The following is a 19,565-nucleotide window of genomic DNA, read 5'->3' on the forward strand; positions in this document are numbered from 1 at the left end:
CTCCTGAAACCGTCTGATTAATGATGAGACCATTCGATGGTGCTGATATCCACACCCTGTTTGAACATTTCCCACAATGGAGAAAGATCGCGCAAATGACCAATCGCGTCGTGAATCAACTTGATTGCGTAGTCTATTTCTTCTTCTGTGGTAAAACGCCCCAAAGAGAAACGAATAGAACTGTGTGCCAGTTCATCATTCATGCCCAATGCACGCAGGACATAAGAAGGTTCTAAGCTCGCGGAAGTACATGCTGAGCCAGAAGAAACTGCCAGATCTTTCAATGACATCATCAATGACTCACCTTCAACATAGTTGAAGCTGGCATTTAGAATGTGTGGTGCTCCCAGTTCCAAATCACCGTTCAGGTAAACTTCTTCAATATCTTTGATACCGTTCCACAAACGCAGACGCAGACCACGCAGGCGCTGTGCTTCTGATTCCAGTTCTTCTTTAGCAATACGGTAAGCTTCACCCATGCCAACAATCTGGTGAACAGGCAATGTCCCTGAACGCATCCCGCGCTCATGACCACCGCCGTGTTGCTGGGCTTCAATACGAATACGGGGTTTACGGCGGACATACAACGCACCGATACCCATCGGGCCATAAAGCTTATGAGCTGAGAAAGACATCAAATCAACTTTCAGTTTGCTGAGGTCAACAGGCAATTTACCCACACTTTGGGTTGCATCGACATGGAAAATAATGCCACGGCTGCGGCACATTTCGCCAATGGTCATGATGTCCTGAACAATACCGATTTCATTGTTGATGTGCATGATGGAAACCAGAATTGTATCTTCACGCATGGTGGCTTCCAGCTCTTTCAGATCAATCATGCCATTGCTCATTGGTGCAAGGTAAGTTATCTCAAAACCTTCACGCTCCAACTGGCGACAAGTATCTAAAACCGCTTTGTGTTCAGTTTTGCTGGTAATAATGTGCTTGCCTTTTTTCTGATAAAATTTTGCAGCACCTTTAATAGCAAGGTTATCTGATTCTGTAGCGCCTGAAGTGAACACAATTTCACGCGGGTCTGCACCAATCAAATCAGCAATTTGATTACGCGCAATATCAACCGCTTCTTCAGCCTGCCAGCCAAAACGGTGGGAACGGGAAGCTGGGTTACCAAAAATCCCGTCCATTGTCAGATAATTCATCATCTTTTCAGCAACACGCGGATCAACTGGTGTTGTTGCTGAATAGTCCAAATAAATGGGTAATTTCATTGCTCACATGCTCCGTAAGACACTTTTAATACTTTTATTTGCTACAACAAGTGTTTGCCACAAGATTACGCACGCAGGTTAACGTTAATCGTCTCTTGAGGTCTGCCGTTAGGTGTACGTCGCTTATCGCTGTCTTGACGATCAGCTACGTCTAATACTTCTTGGTGCTTCACTAATTCGTCTAAACTGATGCTGCTCAGGAAACTCGTAATACGATCACTGAGATCACGCCATAAAGCATGAGTCAAACAACGGTCACCGCCCTGACAACCTTCCTTGCCCTGACAACGAGTCGCATCAACTGATTCATCAACAGCTGAAATAACTTCGGCAACGAAAATCTTGCCTGCATCTCTGCCCAGCAAATAACCGCCACCCGGACCACGGACGCTAGAAACCAGACCATTTTTACGTAAGCGGGAGAATAACTGCTCCAGATAGGAAAGTGAAATTCCCTGACGCTCAGAAATGTCGGCTAATGGTACCGGCCCTTCTTGTGAATGCAACGCCACATCTAGCATGGCAGTTACCGCATAACGTCCTTTTGATGTCAGTCTCATAACAAAAACTCCATGGTGAAATATAGGTCAAATTGTGACATTCCTGAGTATTTTAGTCAACTATTTAACCTACTATTTTACTCAACTATTATTTGATTGATCTTCATCTTCTTCACCTGTGTTTCCCGGTTGTTTCTCGCGACACTAACCATCTGTATTTAAATTATTTTTTATCCCATTTCTCCATAGAAGTCAGTATACCACGCAGGATATTCAACTCCTGAGTTTCTGGCCGTGCTCGGGTATACAGTCGTCTCAGCCTGTTCATTATCTGACCAGGGTGCGCTTTGCGAATGAAGCCGGATTCACTCAATACCTGCTCAAGATGGTGGTAAAAACGCTCCATATCTTCGATAGGTGGATACTCAGTTTCATGCTCTGAAGAAGAGGCTTTGTCTGGCTGTTCCTGATCCTGAGATGCAAGGTGTGCCATGCGAATTTCATAGCTGACCAATTGTACAGCCATTGCCAGATTCAGAGAACCATATTCCGGGTTGGTTGGAATATAAAGGTGATAATGACACTTTTGCAGTTCTTCATTCGTCAGGCCAACACGTTCCCGGCCAAATACAATCGCAACCGGCGAGCGGCTGGACGCTTTGACACAGCGTTCACCACATTCACGTGGTTCGACAATTGGCCAGGAAAGGGTGCGTGAACGGGCACTGGTTCCGATAACCAATTCACACCCTGCTAATGCTTCGTCCAACGTATTTACAATCATTGCATTACCAATGACGTCACTTGCTCCGGCTGAAAGCGCGATGGCGTGAGAATCAGGTTGAATAAGCGGATTCACCAGATACAGATTGGATAATCCCATTGTTTTCATGGCCCTGGCGGCTGATCCCATGTTACCCGTGTGGGAAGTTTCTACCAGAATAATGCGGATATTCTCTAACATGACGGCTTTTAGATTCGGTATAAGAGTCGAATATCTTAACACAGCATTAGTCATTTTGCCGAACTACTGCTATACTGCGCGCCGATTTGTTTCCCGTTCTTTAAAATCCTGGTGGAAGATACCCCATGCATCCGATGCTAACCATTGCTATACGCGCAGCGCGTAAAGCCGGCAACTATATTGCCAAGAGCTACGAAACCCCTGATGCCGTAGAGGCAAGCCAAAAAGGCAGTAACGATTTCGTCACCAATGTTGACCGTGAAGCAGAAGCGCTGATCATCGACATTATTCGCAAGTCTTATCCTAAACACACTATTATCACCGAAGAAAGCGGTGAGCATTTAGGTGAAGAAGACGATTTCCAATGGGTTATCGATCCACTGGATGGCACCACCAACTTTATTAAACGTCTCCCACATTTTGCTGTTTCCATTGCCGTGCGCATTAAAGGACGCACTGAAGTGGCCGTGGTTTACGATCCAATGCGTAATGAACTGTTCAGCGCAACACGTGGTCAGGGTGCTCAGTTGAACGGTTATCGCCTGCGTGGTTCTAAGGCCCGCGATCTGGAAGGTACTGTTCTTGCTACTGGTTTCCCGTTCAAAGCAAAACAGCACACTATCCCTTACATGAATGTGCTGGGTAAATTATTTGACCGCTGTGCAGACTTCCGTCGTACAGGTTCTGCGGCACTGGATATGGCATATGTTGCTGCCGGACGTGTAGATGGTTTCTTCGAGATTGGTCTGAAACCATGGGATTTCATGGGCGGAGAATTGCTGGTACGTGAATCCGGCTGTATCGTCACTGATTTCGTCGGTGGTCATAACCATATCAACTCCGGCAACATCGTTGCAGGCAGTCCGCGTATTGTTAAAGACATTTTGTCTCACATGCGCGAAGAATTAACGGAAGCACTGAAACGTTAATTCGTTAATTATAAAATAAATATGATTTGAGTAATGTCGGTTTCAGGGCAGCAATTAAAGTGCCCTGAAATTTTTATGAGATTTTTATTTGCGGCAAATAGGAATATACAGACCGCCACCATCGGAATTACTACTGCCACTATGCCCAGTAATATTATTAACTAAGTTTACAACGGCTATATTGGCTGGCGCCTGTGGAGCATATTCTGAAGTCCAGATAGGGTAATTGACAGTATTATTAACTGGCCAACCATATGCAGTATACAAATTATTTTGGGGAGTACTTAAATTATGTTCAGCCAATTCTCTTGCTATTGCAATAGTGGGCAGAGACGCATTAAAGGTCTTCTGGCAATAATTACTTGTCCTATTCCATCTTATTTTGCCCCATGATTCATGATTATTATACTTATCAGCTATTTCAGAATTATTTATTCCTCCAGCCCGCATCTCCGAACTCAAGTGTGGCCGATAGAATGAATAATTACCAATCTTAATCGTTTCCTCCATATGTCCCCAATAGTTGGCCCTATCCGTATCTGGGCTGGTAATCACGGTAAAAATAACATCCCATGTTTTGGGTGGGAGATTGGCTCCGTCATTAACTTTTACTGAAAGCGTTGTCCTTGTTCCAATACCGTTAGGATCTGTCATATTGATAACGAGATTACCTTTTTCGTCTGTATAACCACTGTAAGCATTGTCTTTACCCTCCAGTTTTCCTTTTTGCGCATCCAATTTTACCGTGGCTTTGTCCGAAGCTTTTTGACGGTTCATGGCGGTCATCTTGATGGTCACAGGCACACCGCCAACGGATTTTCCATCTGCTCCTGTAGTATTGATGGTGAACTTAATAGGATCAGAGTCAGTATTTTTCACTTTAACCGCTGGAGTGCCATCGGCATCCTCTTCAGTTTTATTTGAGGTTATCCCGAAATCACCCGCAACACCTTTTATGGTGCCATCCGAATTACCGCCCGTGACAGTACCTTTTTGAGTTTCCTGTTTGGTATCCGTTGCAACTTGTTCACCGCGTATACCTAATATGTTACGGGGAACCATCGCGAGTTGAATAATCCGGCCACTGTCTTCGGGTTGCAGAGTATACTCAGGCACCGACTCACTCTTATCTGGTTTAATAACATGGACTGGATCCTGACCTAAATCGGATACTGACTCTTCCGGTGACTTAGGGGCATTCGGATCAGCGGATGCCGGATATTTGATACCCCAGGCAAAAATCGAATTATCCTTGTCATCCCCACCATTAGATTTAAAGATATACGAACCGGTAAGGGTTTTCCCCATTTCCAACGTACCGTTAATGGTTAATCCTTCAATGATAGGTCCCAAAGTTGGGTTAATTATGCCACCTTGGCTGTCTCCGCCTTCAAGCACAGAATTATCCAGCCCTGTATTGATCACGACAGGTTCGCCAGTCCCATTAAGGCTGTTCTTCGGTGTAATGGTGAGTTCTAACAGTTTGCCGATATCATCATTCCCCAGAGTATAGGAAGTTATTTTTCCACTCGGGATTTTTTTCCCGTCTACAATTCCCTTGGCTTCTGGATCCAATACATCTTCCCGCTGAACTGATCCGGGTTTAAAACGTTTCCAGACATACTCAGAGTTATCTGTGATATCGCCATTTTGGGGGTTAAAGGTATAATTTGCGGTCAATACTTCATCAATGTACAGTTTACCACTCAGCATCAGATCCTCTATGGCGGGCTTCGCCGCAGGGTCAAGGATAGTCCCCAGTTTTCCCCCCTTGGATACGGTTTTGTTAATGTCGGGATCAATGATGCCTGTATCCACCATTTTAAGCTCCCCAGTACCTTGCTTACCATTAATGGGCTTAACCGTAATGGCGATGGTTTTCCCGGCATCGTCCTGTACCAGATTTTTCGTCAGGATACCGGATGTGTCCGGTACTGGCTGAAAATCTTGTGGCGCTTCTTCCTTGTCATGCCAGACAAACTGGGAATTATCTGTCGCATCCCCGCCGTTATCATTAAAGGTATAGGTCGCTGTCAGGGGTTTATTGATTTCCAAATCACCGCTCAAGACAATCTTGTCGATGCTCGGTTTGGCGCTCGGATCAGCCACTCCCCCCTGATTATTGCCGCCCTTGACCTGATTACCGGGTTCTCCTTTACGTAATACCACCGTGTTGACGGTGCTTTCCCCAATGTTTACCGCATTAGCCGCCAGTACTGACAATTCGAGTATCTTGCCGTTGGCCTCTGGCGGAATAGTATAAACAGGTACTTTGCCTCTTTTTGTCACATTGCCAAACTGCATTAATCCTTCTTGGGTGACTTGAATCCGGGACAGTTTTCCCTCTTTGATATCAGCAGCCTTGGCCAGCGACTTCGCCTTCTCCGCGGTCGTATTCTCTGCACCCCAGACAAAGAACGAATGGTCGTCATCATTCCCGCCATTAGGCTCAAACTGATAAATCGCGTTTAGCTGCCCGCCCAATTCCATATTGCCGATCACGATTAATTGACTGATCGAAGGAGCATTAAGCGTATCGAACTCAAGCACTGTCTCTTTCTTCATATCCGTGCCGTCCACGGTGGTAACCAGCGTCCAGTTACCAGTGTTATTACCCGCGGTAATAACAGTTTCATAAATTCCCTCAGAGACTTCCCTGATTTCACCTATTTGCGGATCTTTGCCTTCTCCTTTAAGCCCACCAATACCAGCTACCCTGATACTGTCTTTCGCACCAGTCAATGGATGGCCTTGCTTATCTTTCAGCTCAATGCGAATTTTTTTAGTGGAGATACCATCCGCAGGCAGGGCATTGCTGCCATCCGTCGGTGCAACGGTGGAACCTTGTGAGTCCAGTGCTTCTGACAGTGTTTGCCCGAAGTCAACGGTAGCCGGACGTTTCATTTTCTTACCGAAGACCTCTGGTGTCAGAACCCATTGTCCCTGCTTTTCGCCGGCAGTGACGGGCACTTCATAGATCCCGCTGCCCGGTGGCACTTCTTTGGCCTTGCCATGAGTGGGCATTTCCCCCTTGCCGTACAGCTCATGGTTATCCGGTATCAGGTTGATATGGTCTTCCACGCCAGTGACCGGATGACCATTGATGTCTTTCAGGTTCAGCCGGATAACAGTGGTATCCCCCTTATTCGGCAGTTTGCCTTTTTCCGGAATAAACTCAGATTTGTTAAGATCTATCAGATCCGCGATTGAGGTGCCGAAAGTGATTTCGGTCGGCGTCTCCAGTGGCTTACCGTCTATCTTAGTGATGACTTTCCACTGGCCGGTTTTGTCACCCGCCTTGACTTTCACCTTGTAAATTCCGCTGTTTTCCGGCTCTTCCCACACTTTATCGATAGTCGGCTTGTTTTTTCCGTCGCCCGTCAACTGGTCACCATTGTTTTCGAACGTAATACTGTCTTTGGCGTTCGGAATGGGTTTACCATCCTTGTCTTTCAGGTACAGGGTCATGATAGTGTTGTCTTCATTGTTGGCAGTCAGCACGTTGGTGGCCGGGGTAAAGGCTGAGTATTGGATATCCACAATGTCCGCCAGTGACTGTCCAAAAGTCATGTGGGTGGGTTTCAGCTCTTTGCCATCCACCACTGGGGTGAGTGCCCAGATGCCTTTTTTCTTGCCCGCAGTCACTTTGGTCTTGTAGGTGCCGCTACCGGGCGGATCTTCGCGGATGTCACCCAATGTCGGGTTGGGTGCCTGACCGTACAACTCACTTTTGTCATCAGTCAGCCTGATTTTATCTGCCACACCCGTGATGGGGTTGCCATCCTTGCCTTTCAGGTTGAGGATAATCTCAGTACTGTCTCCTTCCTGATTCAGTGTCCCGTTTGCCGGTTTAAATTCAGTTTTATCCGTATCAATCATCTCTGACAGCGACGTCCCAAAATCAACCACTGTCGGGGTCAGGGCATGTCCGTCCACTGTTGGTGTGAGGCTCCATTTGCCGTTTTTGGTGCCCGCGGTGGCAGTGATTTCATAAATGCCGCTGCCTGCCGGCACTTCGCGGATTTCACTCCCCAGTACGGGATCTTTGTCCTTGCCGCTGCCAGTGAGTAAGCTTTTATCCTCGCCAAACGTGATATTGCCCGCCGCGCCGCTGACCGGCTTTCCGTCATTATCCGTCAGTTTCAGGCGGATAATGGTTTGGCTCTTACCGTCAGCCACCATGGATTTGTTGGCGGGTTCAAAGCCGGAGCCACCCGGATTGACGGCGGATGCCACTACCATAATCTGGGCTTCCATCCGCTCAGACGCATTGCCCTGTGTGTCATAGGCAATACCGGACAGGCTGTAGATGTTGTTGCCTTTTTCCTGATACAGCGGCAGGGTCAGCAGGTAATGGGTGCCGCCACGCACGGATTCAGTCGCAAAACCGGCAGTACGGGTACTGGCATTTTCCAGCTTGCCGCCGGCGGCCACCAGCGCCGCAGTATCCCAGACAATCTCTTTCAGGCCGTGCTTGGCGCTGACACTGACATTCAGCGGCATCACGGCTCCGCCGCGCCCGCTTATCTGGTTTTCCATTATCAGGCGTATCAGTTGCTTTTTACGGTATTCCAGCACGATTTGGTTATTGCGCTCCACTAAATCATAGCGTCCGCCTTGCAGACTGCGCTTAAAGGCCATGGCATCGGGATCTACCTGTTTTGACCATGGGGTGCCGATTTCATAGTTCAGACCGAAATTAAACAAAGTTTCCCCGCCGCCGGAGGCACTCTGCCGGCGGTCAAGCCCTAACGTCACCAATGGAATGGGGGTATAATTGGCACCCAGCGTAAAGGCGGCAGGGTTTTTCTGCCGACGCTCTTCGCTCAGCAAACCAACTTCATCCCCGAAATACTGTTCATAGATAAGTTTGCCGCCCAATTGCGGATAGGACGGAATATAGCCTTCTGCCCGAACGTCAAACCCGTTGGCAGGGCGCTCTTCGTAATCGTGCAGTTTCTTGCCGTCTTTCCAGCCGCTGGCACGAAAATAGCCGTTCGCCCCGAATTTCATAAAGTCACGGGCGTATTCTGCCCCGACGCCAAAACGGGTATGGTCACGGGTAATGTCGTGGTCAAGAAACGCGTTATAGCCTAACAGGGCGCTATCAAGAAAATGGCGCTGCCCCAGCCCGACGTTGGCAGTCGTGCGGCTGTCAATATGGCGCAGGCCAAACTGGGTAAAGGCCATCTGTTTTTCGGTGTCATAAAGCGGCAACAGCATATCAAACTGGCTTCCCTCCAGTCGCCCGCGGTCATCCATATTGGCCTGCACTTTGACCGTGCCGTACCGTTGCAGCCAGTTCTGCACTGTCTGATTGGTCTCACTGAGTGCCATGCCGCGTAACTGGTTTTTGGTGCTGTCCACAATGTTGCCACTTTTCAGCATACCGGCGGCATGGGAAGCCGCTCCTGCCAGCCAGTGTTCGGTGTTGCCGTGTTCAGGCTGGCTGACGGCCGATGCACGTGTCAGGCTCTCCGACAGTAACTTATCCGTGCTGGTATGAGGCACTTCAATCTCATCGCCGGCCCCCAGCGCGGAGAACGGCTTGTTGAACGCCCGGTGCTGGTTCAGTTTTTTCAGCGCCGAAACAGTCATGCCGTGCCGCTTGGAAACGGTTTTGACACTTTCGCCAGCCATCAGACGGTAAGACCGGATTTGCTGATGATGCTGTATTTCTTGTGCAACATGTTCTGTTTTGGCTATCGCCAAGGCGGGGGTAAACGCTCCCGCCACAGGGAAGGCCACTTGCGCAAAAATATTTATCCAGGCCATTTGCTTGAGGCGATGCCGCTGTTTATCTGTCCACTGCTTACCTTGTTTCTTTAGCATGTTTATCAACCTTCTGAATCAACATTATCCTCGACGGACGTCTCAGACGTCAGTGCTATTGACTCATCCCAGAGCGGTGTTGCTATCCACATGTGTTGTTATCCACCAGATGAATTGACAATTAGTACCAAACTGTCAACTAAGGAGGATTTATCCAAAAAAACAAGATTGATAGACAAAATGACCACTGAAGATTGATCAATGCAGGGAATTACTCTTTCGATATCGAATACTATGTAAGGGAGGGAAAATAAATAGAAAAATCAATCAGAAATAAATTGACTGGCATCGTCAGGAAAGACAAAAAACAAGGAAAATTTATTAGTTAAGAATCAATAAGCTGAGTTGATTTTTGCCGATGGAGAAAAACATAAACTAAAGTTAAGAAGAGCCATTTTAGGTGACTTGACAGTTTGGTACTAATTGTCAAGTAAGCGCGTTTTCCTTTTTGATCCCATATCGTCTCGAAGCGACCCGCATTACTCGCAGTGTAACGGACAGTATGACGAATATTACGGTGGCCTAAATAGTCCTGAATCAAACGGGTATCGACACCATTGTCCGCCAGTGCATAACCACAGGCATGCCTCAACATGTGCGGATTCGCGCAAATCGACAATCTGGCCTTCTGGCTGGTCTGCCGGATGATTTTATACATCTGCTGCCGCGACATGCGCTGACCATTGCGGGAGAGAAACAACCAGTCTGCCTCTTCCCCGGATTGTTGGTGTGGCGGAGCTTTTGATAAATAATTCTGTCGATATACCAACCAGTGACGAATAAGCTGGACTTCACGTTGTACCATAGGGTGAATGGTAGAAAAGCCATTTTTCAGCCGCTGTACCCGCAGGCTTCTGCCATCCAAATCCACATCCGACAGTTTCAGACTCAACAGTTCAGAAACTCGAAAGCCGTGAATAAAAGACATAAACATCATACATATATTACGTTCCGCATGGGCATGCTTGCCCAACTCCCTGAGCAGAATCTCTATCTCAGGCTGAGTCAGGTACTTACGTTTTAGCATGGTATTCACCTCCAGAAAGCGATAAAGAGCCAGTTCCATCCAGCTCTGGGGATAGAATAATAAAAACGGGTCATTTATTAGTGTTGTTGATTATTTGCAGAGTGCAAGGTGAGTGAGTGAATCTTGATCATCCACAATATTTTTAGACAATATTTTTATGATAAAAAAACTCCGTTATTTTAAACGGAGTTTATATGTGGCATAAAAATCCCTGTTAATGCCCTTTTATCATTTTCGCATTTAATTAATGCGCATGGGCTTCTACTTTTGGCCGCAGAAAAAATGCCGGCAAAGCAACCAATGCCATAACCCAGAATATGCCACCGCCCATGCGTTCATACATGAAACCGGCAACTATACTCATGACTGCAATACCGCCTCCCATCGCTAAAGCGGAGTAGATTGCCTGCAACCGAATAATTTCGTTTTCTCTTCTGGCACCAATAAATCGCATTGCAGCCAGATGGCAAACAGTGAAAGTACCGCAATGCAAAATCTGAATAATGATTAAAGCATATAATTCGGTAGATATTCCCATCAATCCCCAACGAAACACGCCACAAATACAGGATAGTAACAATAGATTACGCGCACTCCAGCGGCGGAATAATTGATTACTGCATGTAAAAACGACAACTTCTGCAACCACTCCCAATGACCAAAGATAACCAATGGTTGATGAAGAATAACCTGCTTTCTCCCAATAAATGGAGCCAAAACTGTAGTAACCTGCATGTGCCGCTTGTAATAAAGTCACGCACACTAAAAATTGCCATACAGATTTTTCAGACAGGAGTTCTTTAAAAGATACTGCATTGGTATTTGCTGTTTTAATTTTGCCGACAGGCATAATAGAAGGCTTTAGCATCATACCCAATAGCATTCCGGTGACGCTGAAAATCAAAAAAGCGAGAACAATATGATGTGTACCAAACAAATCACTGCCAATCCAACCATTAAGTCTGTCAAATGACATACTCCAGCCAAAATCAAGGCTATCGATTGAGAAACTGACTCCATTGGCAGACATTAATATGCCCGTTAGCGAGGAACTGATAATAAACGCAATCGAACCCCAGACCCTTACCTTGCCATAATCAAAAGTAAATTGTTTGTGCCATGTTCCCGCCAGAGCATCCGATAAAGGCACTAAGGGGGAAAAAAATAAATTGAAACCTATCATGACAAAGAAAATCCATGCCCAGTGACTGCCAAATACAAAACCAATAGTAAAAAGTAACGATAATAATGAGAGGAAACGCAATGCGTTAATTAATTTGGATGGATCTTTTACCATAGGAGAGATGACCAGACTGCCGATAAAGCGGGCGATCAATCCAGCACCCAGCAATATTCCTATCATTGAAGGTTCAATACCTTCGCCTTTTAACCAAACAGACCAGAATGGCAGGAATATGCCGAAAGAAAAAAAATAAGTGAAATAACCTAACCCTAGCCAAAATGTCGATGGAACAGCCATCCAAATGCCTCCATTTTTCAAATGCAAAAAACCCGCTCAGGACTGACATCATGAGTCGGGTTTCCATTTTATCGATAGCACTTTTATCGATAGCACTACTTGATCACGCTGATATTATAACCTTCGTCTTTCAAGACACCGCTTTGTTGGCCACACTCACTCACCCCAGTCACCGTTTTTATAAACATACGGTTCACTATGCTTTTGAAGGTTCGCTCTCTTGCCGTCGAACTGCATCCTGAAATCCATTGGGTATATCTGACTAATAGCGCTGATACGTAAATGGTATTAACCAAACAGTGCTAACCGATATTTTATTTCAATTTACGCGTAAACCGGATACTTCGCACAGATTTCCAATACTTTCTGTCTAACGCTTTCAACCATCGCATCATCGTTGATGTTGTCTAACACATCACAGATCCAACCAGCTAATTCACGGGTTTCTTCTTCTTTAAAGCCACGTCGGGTAATAGCAGGCGTGCCGATACGAATACCAGAAGTTACGAACGGGCTACGGGGATCGTTAGGCACACTATTTTTGTTAACAGTAATATTGGCGCGCCCTAATGCTGCATCTGCTTCTTTACCGGTAATGTCTTTATCCACCAAATCCAACAAGAACAGATGGTTTTCAGTCTCACCAGAGACCACTTTATAGCCGCGTTGCAGGAACACTTCTACCATGGCTTTCGCGTTTTTGGCGACTTGCTGCTGATAAATCTTAAATTCAGGCTCCATCGCTTCTTTCAGCGCAACAGCCTTACCGGCAATAACGTGCATCAGCGGGCCACCCTGAGAACCGGGGAAAACAGAAGAATTTATTTTCTTGTAAAACTCTTCATCACCACCTTTCGCTAAAATCAGGCCACCACGTGGGCCAGCCAGTGTTTTATGCGTTGTGGTTGTGACAACGTGGGCATGAGGAACTGGATTTGGATAGACACCCGCAGCCACCAAACCAGCGACGTGAGCCATATCAACGAACAAATAAGCCCCGATTTCATCGGCAATTTCACGCATCTTCGCCCAATCAACAACACCGGAGTAAGCAGAGAAGCCGCCGATAATCATTTTTGGCTGGTGTTTTTGCGCTTGGGTACGGATATCGTCGTAATCAATTTTACCTCTGTCATCAATACCATAAGGCACGATGTTATACAGTTTACCGGAGAAGTTGACTGGAGAGCCGTGAGTCAAATGGCCGCCGTGAGCCAGATTCATCCCTAAAACAGTATCTCCGGGTTGCAGCAATGTCATATACACCGCAGCATTTGCCTGAGAACCAGAGTGTGGCTGGACGTTAGCATAATCTGCACCAAACAACTCTTTCGCACGGTCAATCGCAAGTTGTTCAACAACATCGACATACTCACAGCCGCCATAGTAGCGTTTACCCGGATAACCTTCCGCATACTTGTTAGTGAGCTGAGATCCTTGAGCCTGCATAACCCTTGGGCTGGTGTAGTTTTCAGAGGCAATCAATTCAATGTGTTCTTCTTGACGACAAACTTCCTGTTCCATCGCTTGCCACAGTTCGGGATCGTAATTCGCAATATTCATTTCACGCTTTAACATTTGGTTCTCCTGACTCAGCTACATCACTAAAAATCACCCCTGAGGGCCAGAATGTCACACAGTGTAAACTCTTTTTCTCTAATGAGATAGTCTTGACAAGATAATTTACGCAAACGTTTGCATTGTTTGTTGATGGCCTCTTTGCGGCTAAATAACTAGCTATAAAATCAACAATTTCAGATTTATCACTAATATTTGTGATCTTAATCAAAATTTATTCTCATAAAAAGACAAGATCCTTTCGAATTTTTGGTTTAAATCAACATGATCTTCTTTTTTTTATTTGGTGTATTCCCAAATGCTATAAGTTGCATTTAAAATACATCTTATAGATTTCGAGGTCATTTGAGGAAAACTCAGGAGATTCCCATGCTAGATAGTCACGTTATCACCACCATAAAATCCACCATTCCACTGATCGTTTCTACAGGCCCGAAACTGACTGCCCATTTTTATGAGCGTATGTTCAAACATAATCCTGAATTAAAAGATATTTTTAACATGAGCCATCAGATAAATGGTGCTCAGCGTGAAGCCCTTTTCAACGCGCTTTGCGCTTATGCCTCGAATATTGATAACTTGTCGGCACTCTTGCCCGCCGTGGAAAAAATCGCCCATAAACATACCAGCCTGAACATTCAGGCTGAACATTACCAAATTGTGGGTACACATCTTCTGGCAACAATTGATGAAATGTTCCACCCCGGTGATGAAGTTCTCAACGCTTGGGGAGAAGCCTACAATGTGTTAGCCAATGTCTTTATCCATCGGGAAGAAGAAATTTATCAGGATGGTGAAGATCAGGAAGGCGGTTGGCGTGGTCTACGTCAATTCCGTGTCAGCCGGAAACAGCCACAGAGTGATGTCATTACCAGCTTTGAATTTGTGCCCGTTGATGGCAGCAAAGTTATGGATTATAAGCCCGGGCAATATTTAGGGGTCTATCTGGAAAATCCTGCGTTTGAAAACCGCGAAATTCGCCAATATTCACTGACCACAGCGCCAAACGCAACCCATTACCAAATTGCAATTAAACGTGAACCTCAGGGCAAGGTTTCAAACTATATGCACGATCACTTACAAGAAGGTGATGTCGTGATGCTGGCAGCGCCGCACGGTGATTTCTTCCTTGATGTCCAGCATGATACTCCCGTTACACTGATTTCTGCCGGTGTTGGCTTGACACCAATGATGAGTATGCTGCAACACTTACATCATCAGCGTCATGCAGGTACAGTCAATTGGTTTCACGCAGCAGAGCATGGCGGTTATCACGCTTTCTCAGATAAGGTAAATGAAATTTCCCAATCTATGCCTAATCTCCATTCTCAGGTTTGGTATCGTGAACCACGTGCTCTGGATCAGAAAGGAGTGGATTATCAATACACCGGATTTATGGATCTGTCCCTTGTAAGGGATTCGGTAACGGAAAAAGGGATGCAATTCTATTTCTGTGGGCCAATCGCTTTCATGCAATATATCGCCAAACAGCTTCTGGAAATGGGGGTTGATGAACAACATATTCACTATGAATGTTTTGGTCCACATAAAGTGATTTAACACAGCCTCATATACAAATTAAGTGATAACGGTTGCAAATTGGAAATACTTATATTCCTCTCCCATTTGAATATGGGTCATTACCCATGTTTCCGTTATCACTTTTTTCGGAATTCCAGTTAAATCGCTTCTTCGTCCTGCTCACCAGTACGGATACGCACAACACGGGCAACATCAAAAACAAAAATTTTGCCATCACCGATTTTGCCGGTTTGTGCGGTCTGCATGATTGTTTCGACACAGGTATCAACAATATCATCCGGTACAATAATTTCTATTTTGACCTTTGGCAGAAAATCCACCATATATTCCGCACCGCGATAAAGCTCAGTATGTCCTTTCTGGCGACCAAACCCTTTTACTTCTGTCACGGTCATACCAGTGATACCCACTTCAGCCAGAGCCTCACGTACATCATCCAGCTTGAAAGGTTTGATAATTGCATCAATCTTTTTCATGAAGTTTTCCTGTTATTACCAGTTCTTACGCCCGAAACCAGAAGTAATCGGGTAGCGACGATCTTTACCAAAATCACGTTGTGTAATACGTGGGCCGATAGGTGCCTGGCGACGTTTATATTCATTTATATCAACCAGTCGGATCACTTTGCGAACAATGGCTTCATCAAAACCTTCAGCAACTAAATCAGCTACTGTTTTGTCTTTTTCAACATATCCTTCAAGGATAGCGTCCAGCATGTCATATGGCGGCAAACTATCCTGATCCAGCTGATCCGGTGCCAGTTCCGCAGAAGGTGGACGATCTATTACCCGCTGAGGGATAGCCGGAGATACTGTATTACGGTATTCGGACAATGCAAATACCATCGTTTTTGGCACATCTTTCAACGCATTAAAGCCCCCCGCCATATCGCCATACAAAGTGGAGTATCCTACTGCTGATTCACTTTTGTTACTGGTCGTCAATACAAGGCGGCGGCGTTTGTTTGACATCGCCATCAAAATAACTGCACGACAGCGGGCCTGCAAATTCTCTTCTGTTGTATCTTTTTCTGTTCCCGCGAACATCGGTTCAAGTTGCGCCATAAACGCATCAAACATAGGTTCGATGGATACCACATCAAACTCAACACCCAGCATTTGTGCTTGTTCCCTGGCATCGTGGATGCTCATCTCTGAGGTATAGCGGAATGGCATCATAACCGCCTGCACATGCTCTTTACCTAGCGCGTCTACAACAATCGCCAATGTCAAACCAGAATCAATCCCGCCGGATAAGCCAAGCAAAGCGCCTTTGAAACCATTTTTCTGTACGTAGTCACGAACAGAGAGCACCAGTGCCTTGTAGATTTGTTCAAGCAATGGCAGCTGAGGTGTAGGGTTCGCCATCGGTTCAATATTCATGTCATTGAAGCGGCATTGTTCAATCTGCTCTTCAAACGCTGCCATACGATGGGTAATTTCACCATTTGTATCAAAAACTTTTGAGCAACCATCAAAGATAAGCTGATCTTGTCCGCCAACCTGATTGAGATAGATGATCGGCAGTTGAGTGCGCTGGCAATGGGATTTAATTAAGGTACTGCGAATATTCGGTTTTTCACGATTATAAGGAGAAGCATTAATCGACAGAACAATTTCTGCGCCAGCTTGTTTCAGGGCATCAATTGGCACATCAAACCACAAGTCTTCGCAAATCAACAAACCAAGATTATAACCCTTAAATGGTATTACACAGCTTTGCTTACCCGCCTTGAAATAACGCTCTTCATCAAAGACGCCATAATTTGGTAGTAACTGCTTGAAATATCTGGCAACAACTTCACCCTTCCAAAACAGTGAAAGGGCATTGTAGAGTTTGCCATCTTGTTGCCACGGATGCCCCACTAAAATAGCGACCTGAGAGCTTGCTTCCTGCAAACGTATCAATTGTTCACGGCAACGTTGATGCAAATCGGGACGGAACAGTAAATCTTCAGGAAAATAGCCAGACAGTGCCAGTTCTGAAAACATAACCAGATCAGCATTTTTTTCTTGCTGTTCCTTGACTGTTTGCAACATACGCTTGCAGTTGCCTTCGATGTCTCCCACCAGCCAATTTAACTGGGCAAGACCGATATTAAGAGTACGACTCATAGAATGCGGCTCTCCTGGGCCATAATTCATCTATCTATCTTACTTCGTCTTAGCAAGACAGTGCATCTATCCCTTCATCTTTCAAATTTCAGCGTTGGTGCCGCGCTGCAATCTGAAATCCATTAGGTATATTAGATATATACAATTTTTATTCAGTGTAAGGATTTTTGAAATGGTCGAAAAGTTATTCTTTAAAATCACTGGCATCCAACTGATGCCTGGCCAGCAATTTATAGAATTCAGTCCGGTTACGCCCTGCCATGCGAGCAGCATGTGTTACATTGCCTTTGGTTATTTGCAGTAATTTGCGCAGATAATTCAGTTCAAATTGCCCACGAGCTTCCACAAATGTCGGCAATGCCGTATTTTCCCCTTCCAGTGCCTGTATCACTAGCGCATCACTGATTACAGGAGCAGTTGTCAATGCGACACATTGCTCAATCACGTTAACCAATTGGCGAACGTTACCCGGCCAACTTGCCGCCATCAGACATTTCATCGCATTAGTGGAGAAGCTGCGAACAAAGGGTTTGTGACGTTTGGCTGATACCCGCAATAGATGATTGGCTAATAGGGGAATATCTTCCGCACGTTCATTCAGTGTAGGGATTTTCAGGTTAACGACATTCAATCGATAGTAGAGATCTTCACGAAATTCACTTCGTTGCATCGCCTTTGGCAAATCACGGTGAGTAGCAGAAATAATTCTGACATCAATGTCTATGTCACGATTACTCCCCAACGGACGAACTTTGCGCTCCTGCAAAACTCTCAATAATTTCACTTGCAGCGCCAATGGCATATCACCGATCTCATCAAGGAACAATGTTCCTCCCTGAGCCGCCAGAAATAACCCTTCCCGGCTGCTGACCGCGCCAGTAAATGCACCTTTGGCATGACCAAATAATTCAGATTCAAGCAGCTGTTCAGGTAAAGCGCCGCAGTTAATCGCAATAAAAGGCTTTTTCGCCCGGGGACTTGCCCGGTGAATAGCTTGAGCCACCACTTCTTTACCGGTTCCACTTTGCCCATTAATCAGGACACTGACATCCGATTGAGCCACCATTTTTGCCTGTTCCAACAAACGTAACATCAAAGGACTGCGGGTTACAATCTGCTCGCTCCATTGTCCATCTACAGCGGGTGTTGATAGCTCCAGTGCTTCATCTATGGCTTTATAAAGTGCTTCACGATCAACGGGTTTGGTCAGAAAACTAAATACGCCTTGCTGAGTTGCCGCTACTGCATCAGGAATGGAACCATGTGCGGTCAAAATGATCACTGGCATGCCAGGATGTTGTTTCTGTATTTCAGCAAACAATGCCATTCCATCCATTTCATCCATGCGCAAGTCGCTGATCACTAAATCCACTTTTTCTTTCATCAACATTCGCAATGCTTCATGACCACTCTCAACGGTCGTGACACGGAAACCTTCGCTGGTCAGACGCATTCCCAATAGTTTTAACAAGCTAGGATCATCATCAACTAAGAGAAGATGGGCGGGATTGCGTACTGTCATTATTATTCAGCTCCTTTTTCTTCTGGAGAGTTAATTTCTGTTTTAAGCTCCGGATTTGTTGCCGATTTATCTTCCGGTATCAATTTACTGGATGAGGAGTTTGTGTCACTCACATTACCTATATCACCGGAAGTAGCAGCATTGTTCTGATCTTGTTTGCGGGAGGAAAGCTGGCGTTCGATATCTGTCAGATTTTCGAGTTTTCGGGATATTGAGCGAAGATCATATTCTAAGCGTGCCCGAACCTCTTTTAAGCGATCTATTTTGTTATCACTGTCGAGTTGGAGTCGCTGAAATTTAATTCTTTCTTCGGCGAGGTGAATTTTTAAGTATTGCTGTTCACGCCACAATTGTAATAATGACCGTAAAGCGACAGGAAACTGGGCACTATACTGATTGAGGTTTTCGACAATTTTCCGGCGTTCAGCTAATGCAGGCGTAGCCCTGTTAATCAGGATACTCTGTTTAAATACCTGTTCCCAATCAGTCAGAGAGAAATTTTTTGCCATCTCACGAGCGTCTGCTGAAGACAGCCGGTCCGTACAATCTGTAAATCTCAGCCAATAAAGCCCGTTTTCCAGTGCCTTTGGTTTCGTCATATCCCAGATTACATCACACTCCTTAAAACGGTAATCCGTGACATGCTGCTCCGGTAGAATAGATTCCGCAATTGTTGCCAATTTATCTGTTCCGCTCGTTTTAGCACACCCAGCCAGTAAATAGGGAACGAGCAATAACAACACAGTACGGAAACGTAAAACCGGAACCCGGGCCAAAATCGGCTGAGTCGCAACACCCTGCTGTTCCGTCTTCGTCATAAAGCGGTAAATAAATCTGTTATACAT

13 protein-coding genes are annotated in these 19,565 nt (G+C 45.6%); 2 read left to right on the top strand and 11 right to left on the bottom strand.

The annotated features are described in order from the left end of the window. Window positions 1-17: 17 nt before the first annotated feature. From AACQ81_RS01700 to trmJ, 3 genes are all read right to left on the bottom strand, one after another. Window positions 18-1,232 carry an IscS subfamily cysteine desulfurase gene (locus tag AACQ81_RS01700; protein WP_092550175.1) on the bottom strand — a complete coding sequence of 405 codons (1,215 nt, stop codon included), beginning with the start codon at window positions 1,230-1,232 and terminating at the stop codon, window positions 18-20. A gap of 65 nt (window positions 1,233-1,297) precedes the next feature. Further along, window positions 1,298-1,792, bottom strand: a complete 495-nt coding sequence (gene iscR, locus AACQ81_RS01705; protein ID WP_237386064.1) for a Fe-S cluster assembly transcriptional regulator IscR — start codon at window positions 1,790-1,792, stop codon at window positions 1,298-1,300. Window positions 1,793-1,955: 163 nt separating this feature from the next. Next, window positions 1,956-2,696, bottom strand: a complete 741-nt coding sequence (gene trmJ / locus AACQ81_RS01710) for a tRNA (cytosine(32)/uridine(32)-2'-O)-methyltransferase TrmJ (protein ID WP_237386065.1) — start codon at window positions 2,694-2,696, stop codon at window positions 1,956-1,958. Between the two features lie 125 nt (window positions 2,697-2,821). Between trmJ and suhB the strand changes: the two genes are divergently transcribed. Then, the gene (suhB, locus tag AACQ81_RS01715) at window positions 2,822-3,625 is read left to right on the top strand and encodes an inositol-1-monophosphatase (RefSeq protein ID WP_237386066.1); all 804 of its coding nucleotides are present in this window, start codon (window positions 2,822-2,824) and stop codon (window positions 3,623-3,625) included. An 84-nt stretch (window positions 3,626-3,709) separates the two neighbouring features. Here the strand turns inward: suhB and AACQ81_RS01720 are convergent, their stop codons facing one another. The 4 genes from AACQ81_RS01720 to glyA form a co-directional block, all read right to left on the bottom strand. Then, window positions 3,710-9,457, bottom strand: a complete 5,748-nt coding sequence (locus AACQ81_RS01720; RefSeq protein WP_237386067.1) for an inverse autotransporter beta domain-containing protein — start codon at window positions 9,455-9,457, stop codon at window positions 3,710-3,712. 325 nt (window positions 9,458-9,782) lie between these two features. After that, window positions 9,783-10,484: a tyrosine-type DNA invertase gene (locus AACQ81_RS01725; RefSeq protein ID WP_237386068.1), complete on the bottom strand. Its 702-nt coding sequence runs from the start codon at window positions 10,482-10,484 to the stop codon at window positions 9,783-9,785. Window positions 10,485-10,728: 244 nt separating this feature from the next. Continuing rightward, on the bottom strand, window positions 10,729-11,964 hold the full coding sequence (locus AACQ81_RS01730) for a 3-phenylpropionate MFS transporter (protein WP_237386069.1): 1,236 nt from the start codon (window positions 11,962-11,964) through the stop codon (window positions 10,729-10,731). 324 nt (window positions 11,965-12,288) lie between these two features. Next, the gene (gene glyA / locus AACQ81_RS01735) at window positions 12,289-13,542 is read right to left on the bottom strand and encodes a serine hydroxymethyltransferase (RefSeq protein WP_237386070.1); all 1,254 of its coding nucleotides are present in this window, start codon (window positions 13,540-13,542) and stop codon (window positions 12,289-12,291) included. 369 nt (window positions 13,543-13,911) lie between these two features. On the opposite strand from glyA, the gene hmpA reads away from it, so the two are divergent. Continuing rightward, window positions 13,912-15,102, top strand: coding sequence for an NO-inducible flavohemoprotein (gene hmpA, locus AACQ81_RS01740; protein ID WP_237386071.1), 1,191 nt, complete (start codon window positions 13,912-13,914; stop codon window positions 15,100-15,102). Between the two features lie 119 nt (window positions 15,103-15,221). On the opposite strand, the gene glnB is transcribed toward hmpA, so the two are convergent. The 4 genes from glnB to qseG form a co-directional block, all read right to left on the bottom strand. Next, the gene (gene glnB, locus AACQ81_RS01745; protein WP_049584201.1) at window positions 15,222-15,560 is read right to left on the bottom strand and encodes a nitrogen regulatory protein P-II; all 339 of its coding nucleotides are present in this window, start codon (window positions 15,558-15,560) and stop codon (window positions 15,222-15,224) included. 15 nt (window positions 15,561-15,575) lie between these two features. Then, window positions 15,576-17,198 (bottom strand): NAD+ synthase, encoded by a 1,623-nt coding sequence (locus AACQ81_RS01750; protein WP_237386072.1) that lies wholly within the window; start codon window positions 17,196-17,198, stop codon window positions 15,576-15,578. Window positions 17,199-17,382: 184 nt separating this feature from the next. Beyond that, complete coding sequence (gene glrR / locus AACQ81_RS01755) at window positions 17,383-18,720, bottom strand: two-component system response regulator GlrR (RefSeq protein ID WP_237386073.1); 1,338 nt, start codon at window positions 18,718-18,720, stop codon at window positions 17,383-17,385. Window positions 18,721-18,722: 2 nt separating this feature from the next. Continuing rightward, the gene (gene qseG / locus AACQ81_RS01760; protein WP_237386074.1) at window positions 18,723-19,565 is read right to left on the bottom strand and encodes a two-component system QseEF-associated lipoprotein QseG; all 843 of its coding nucleotides are present in this window, start codon (window positions 19,563-19,565) and stop codon (window positions 18,723-18,725) included.

This window comes from Xenorhabdus sp. Sc-CR9, from assembly GCF_963897815.1.
In the GTDB taxonomy this organism is placed as follows: Bacteria; Pseudomonadota; Gammaproteobacteria; order Enterobacterales; family Enterobacteriaceae; genus Xenorhabdus.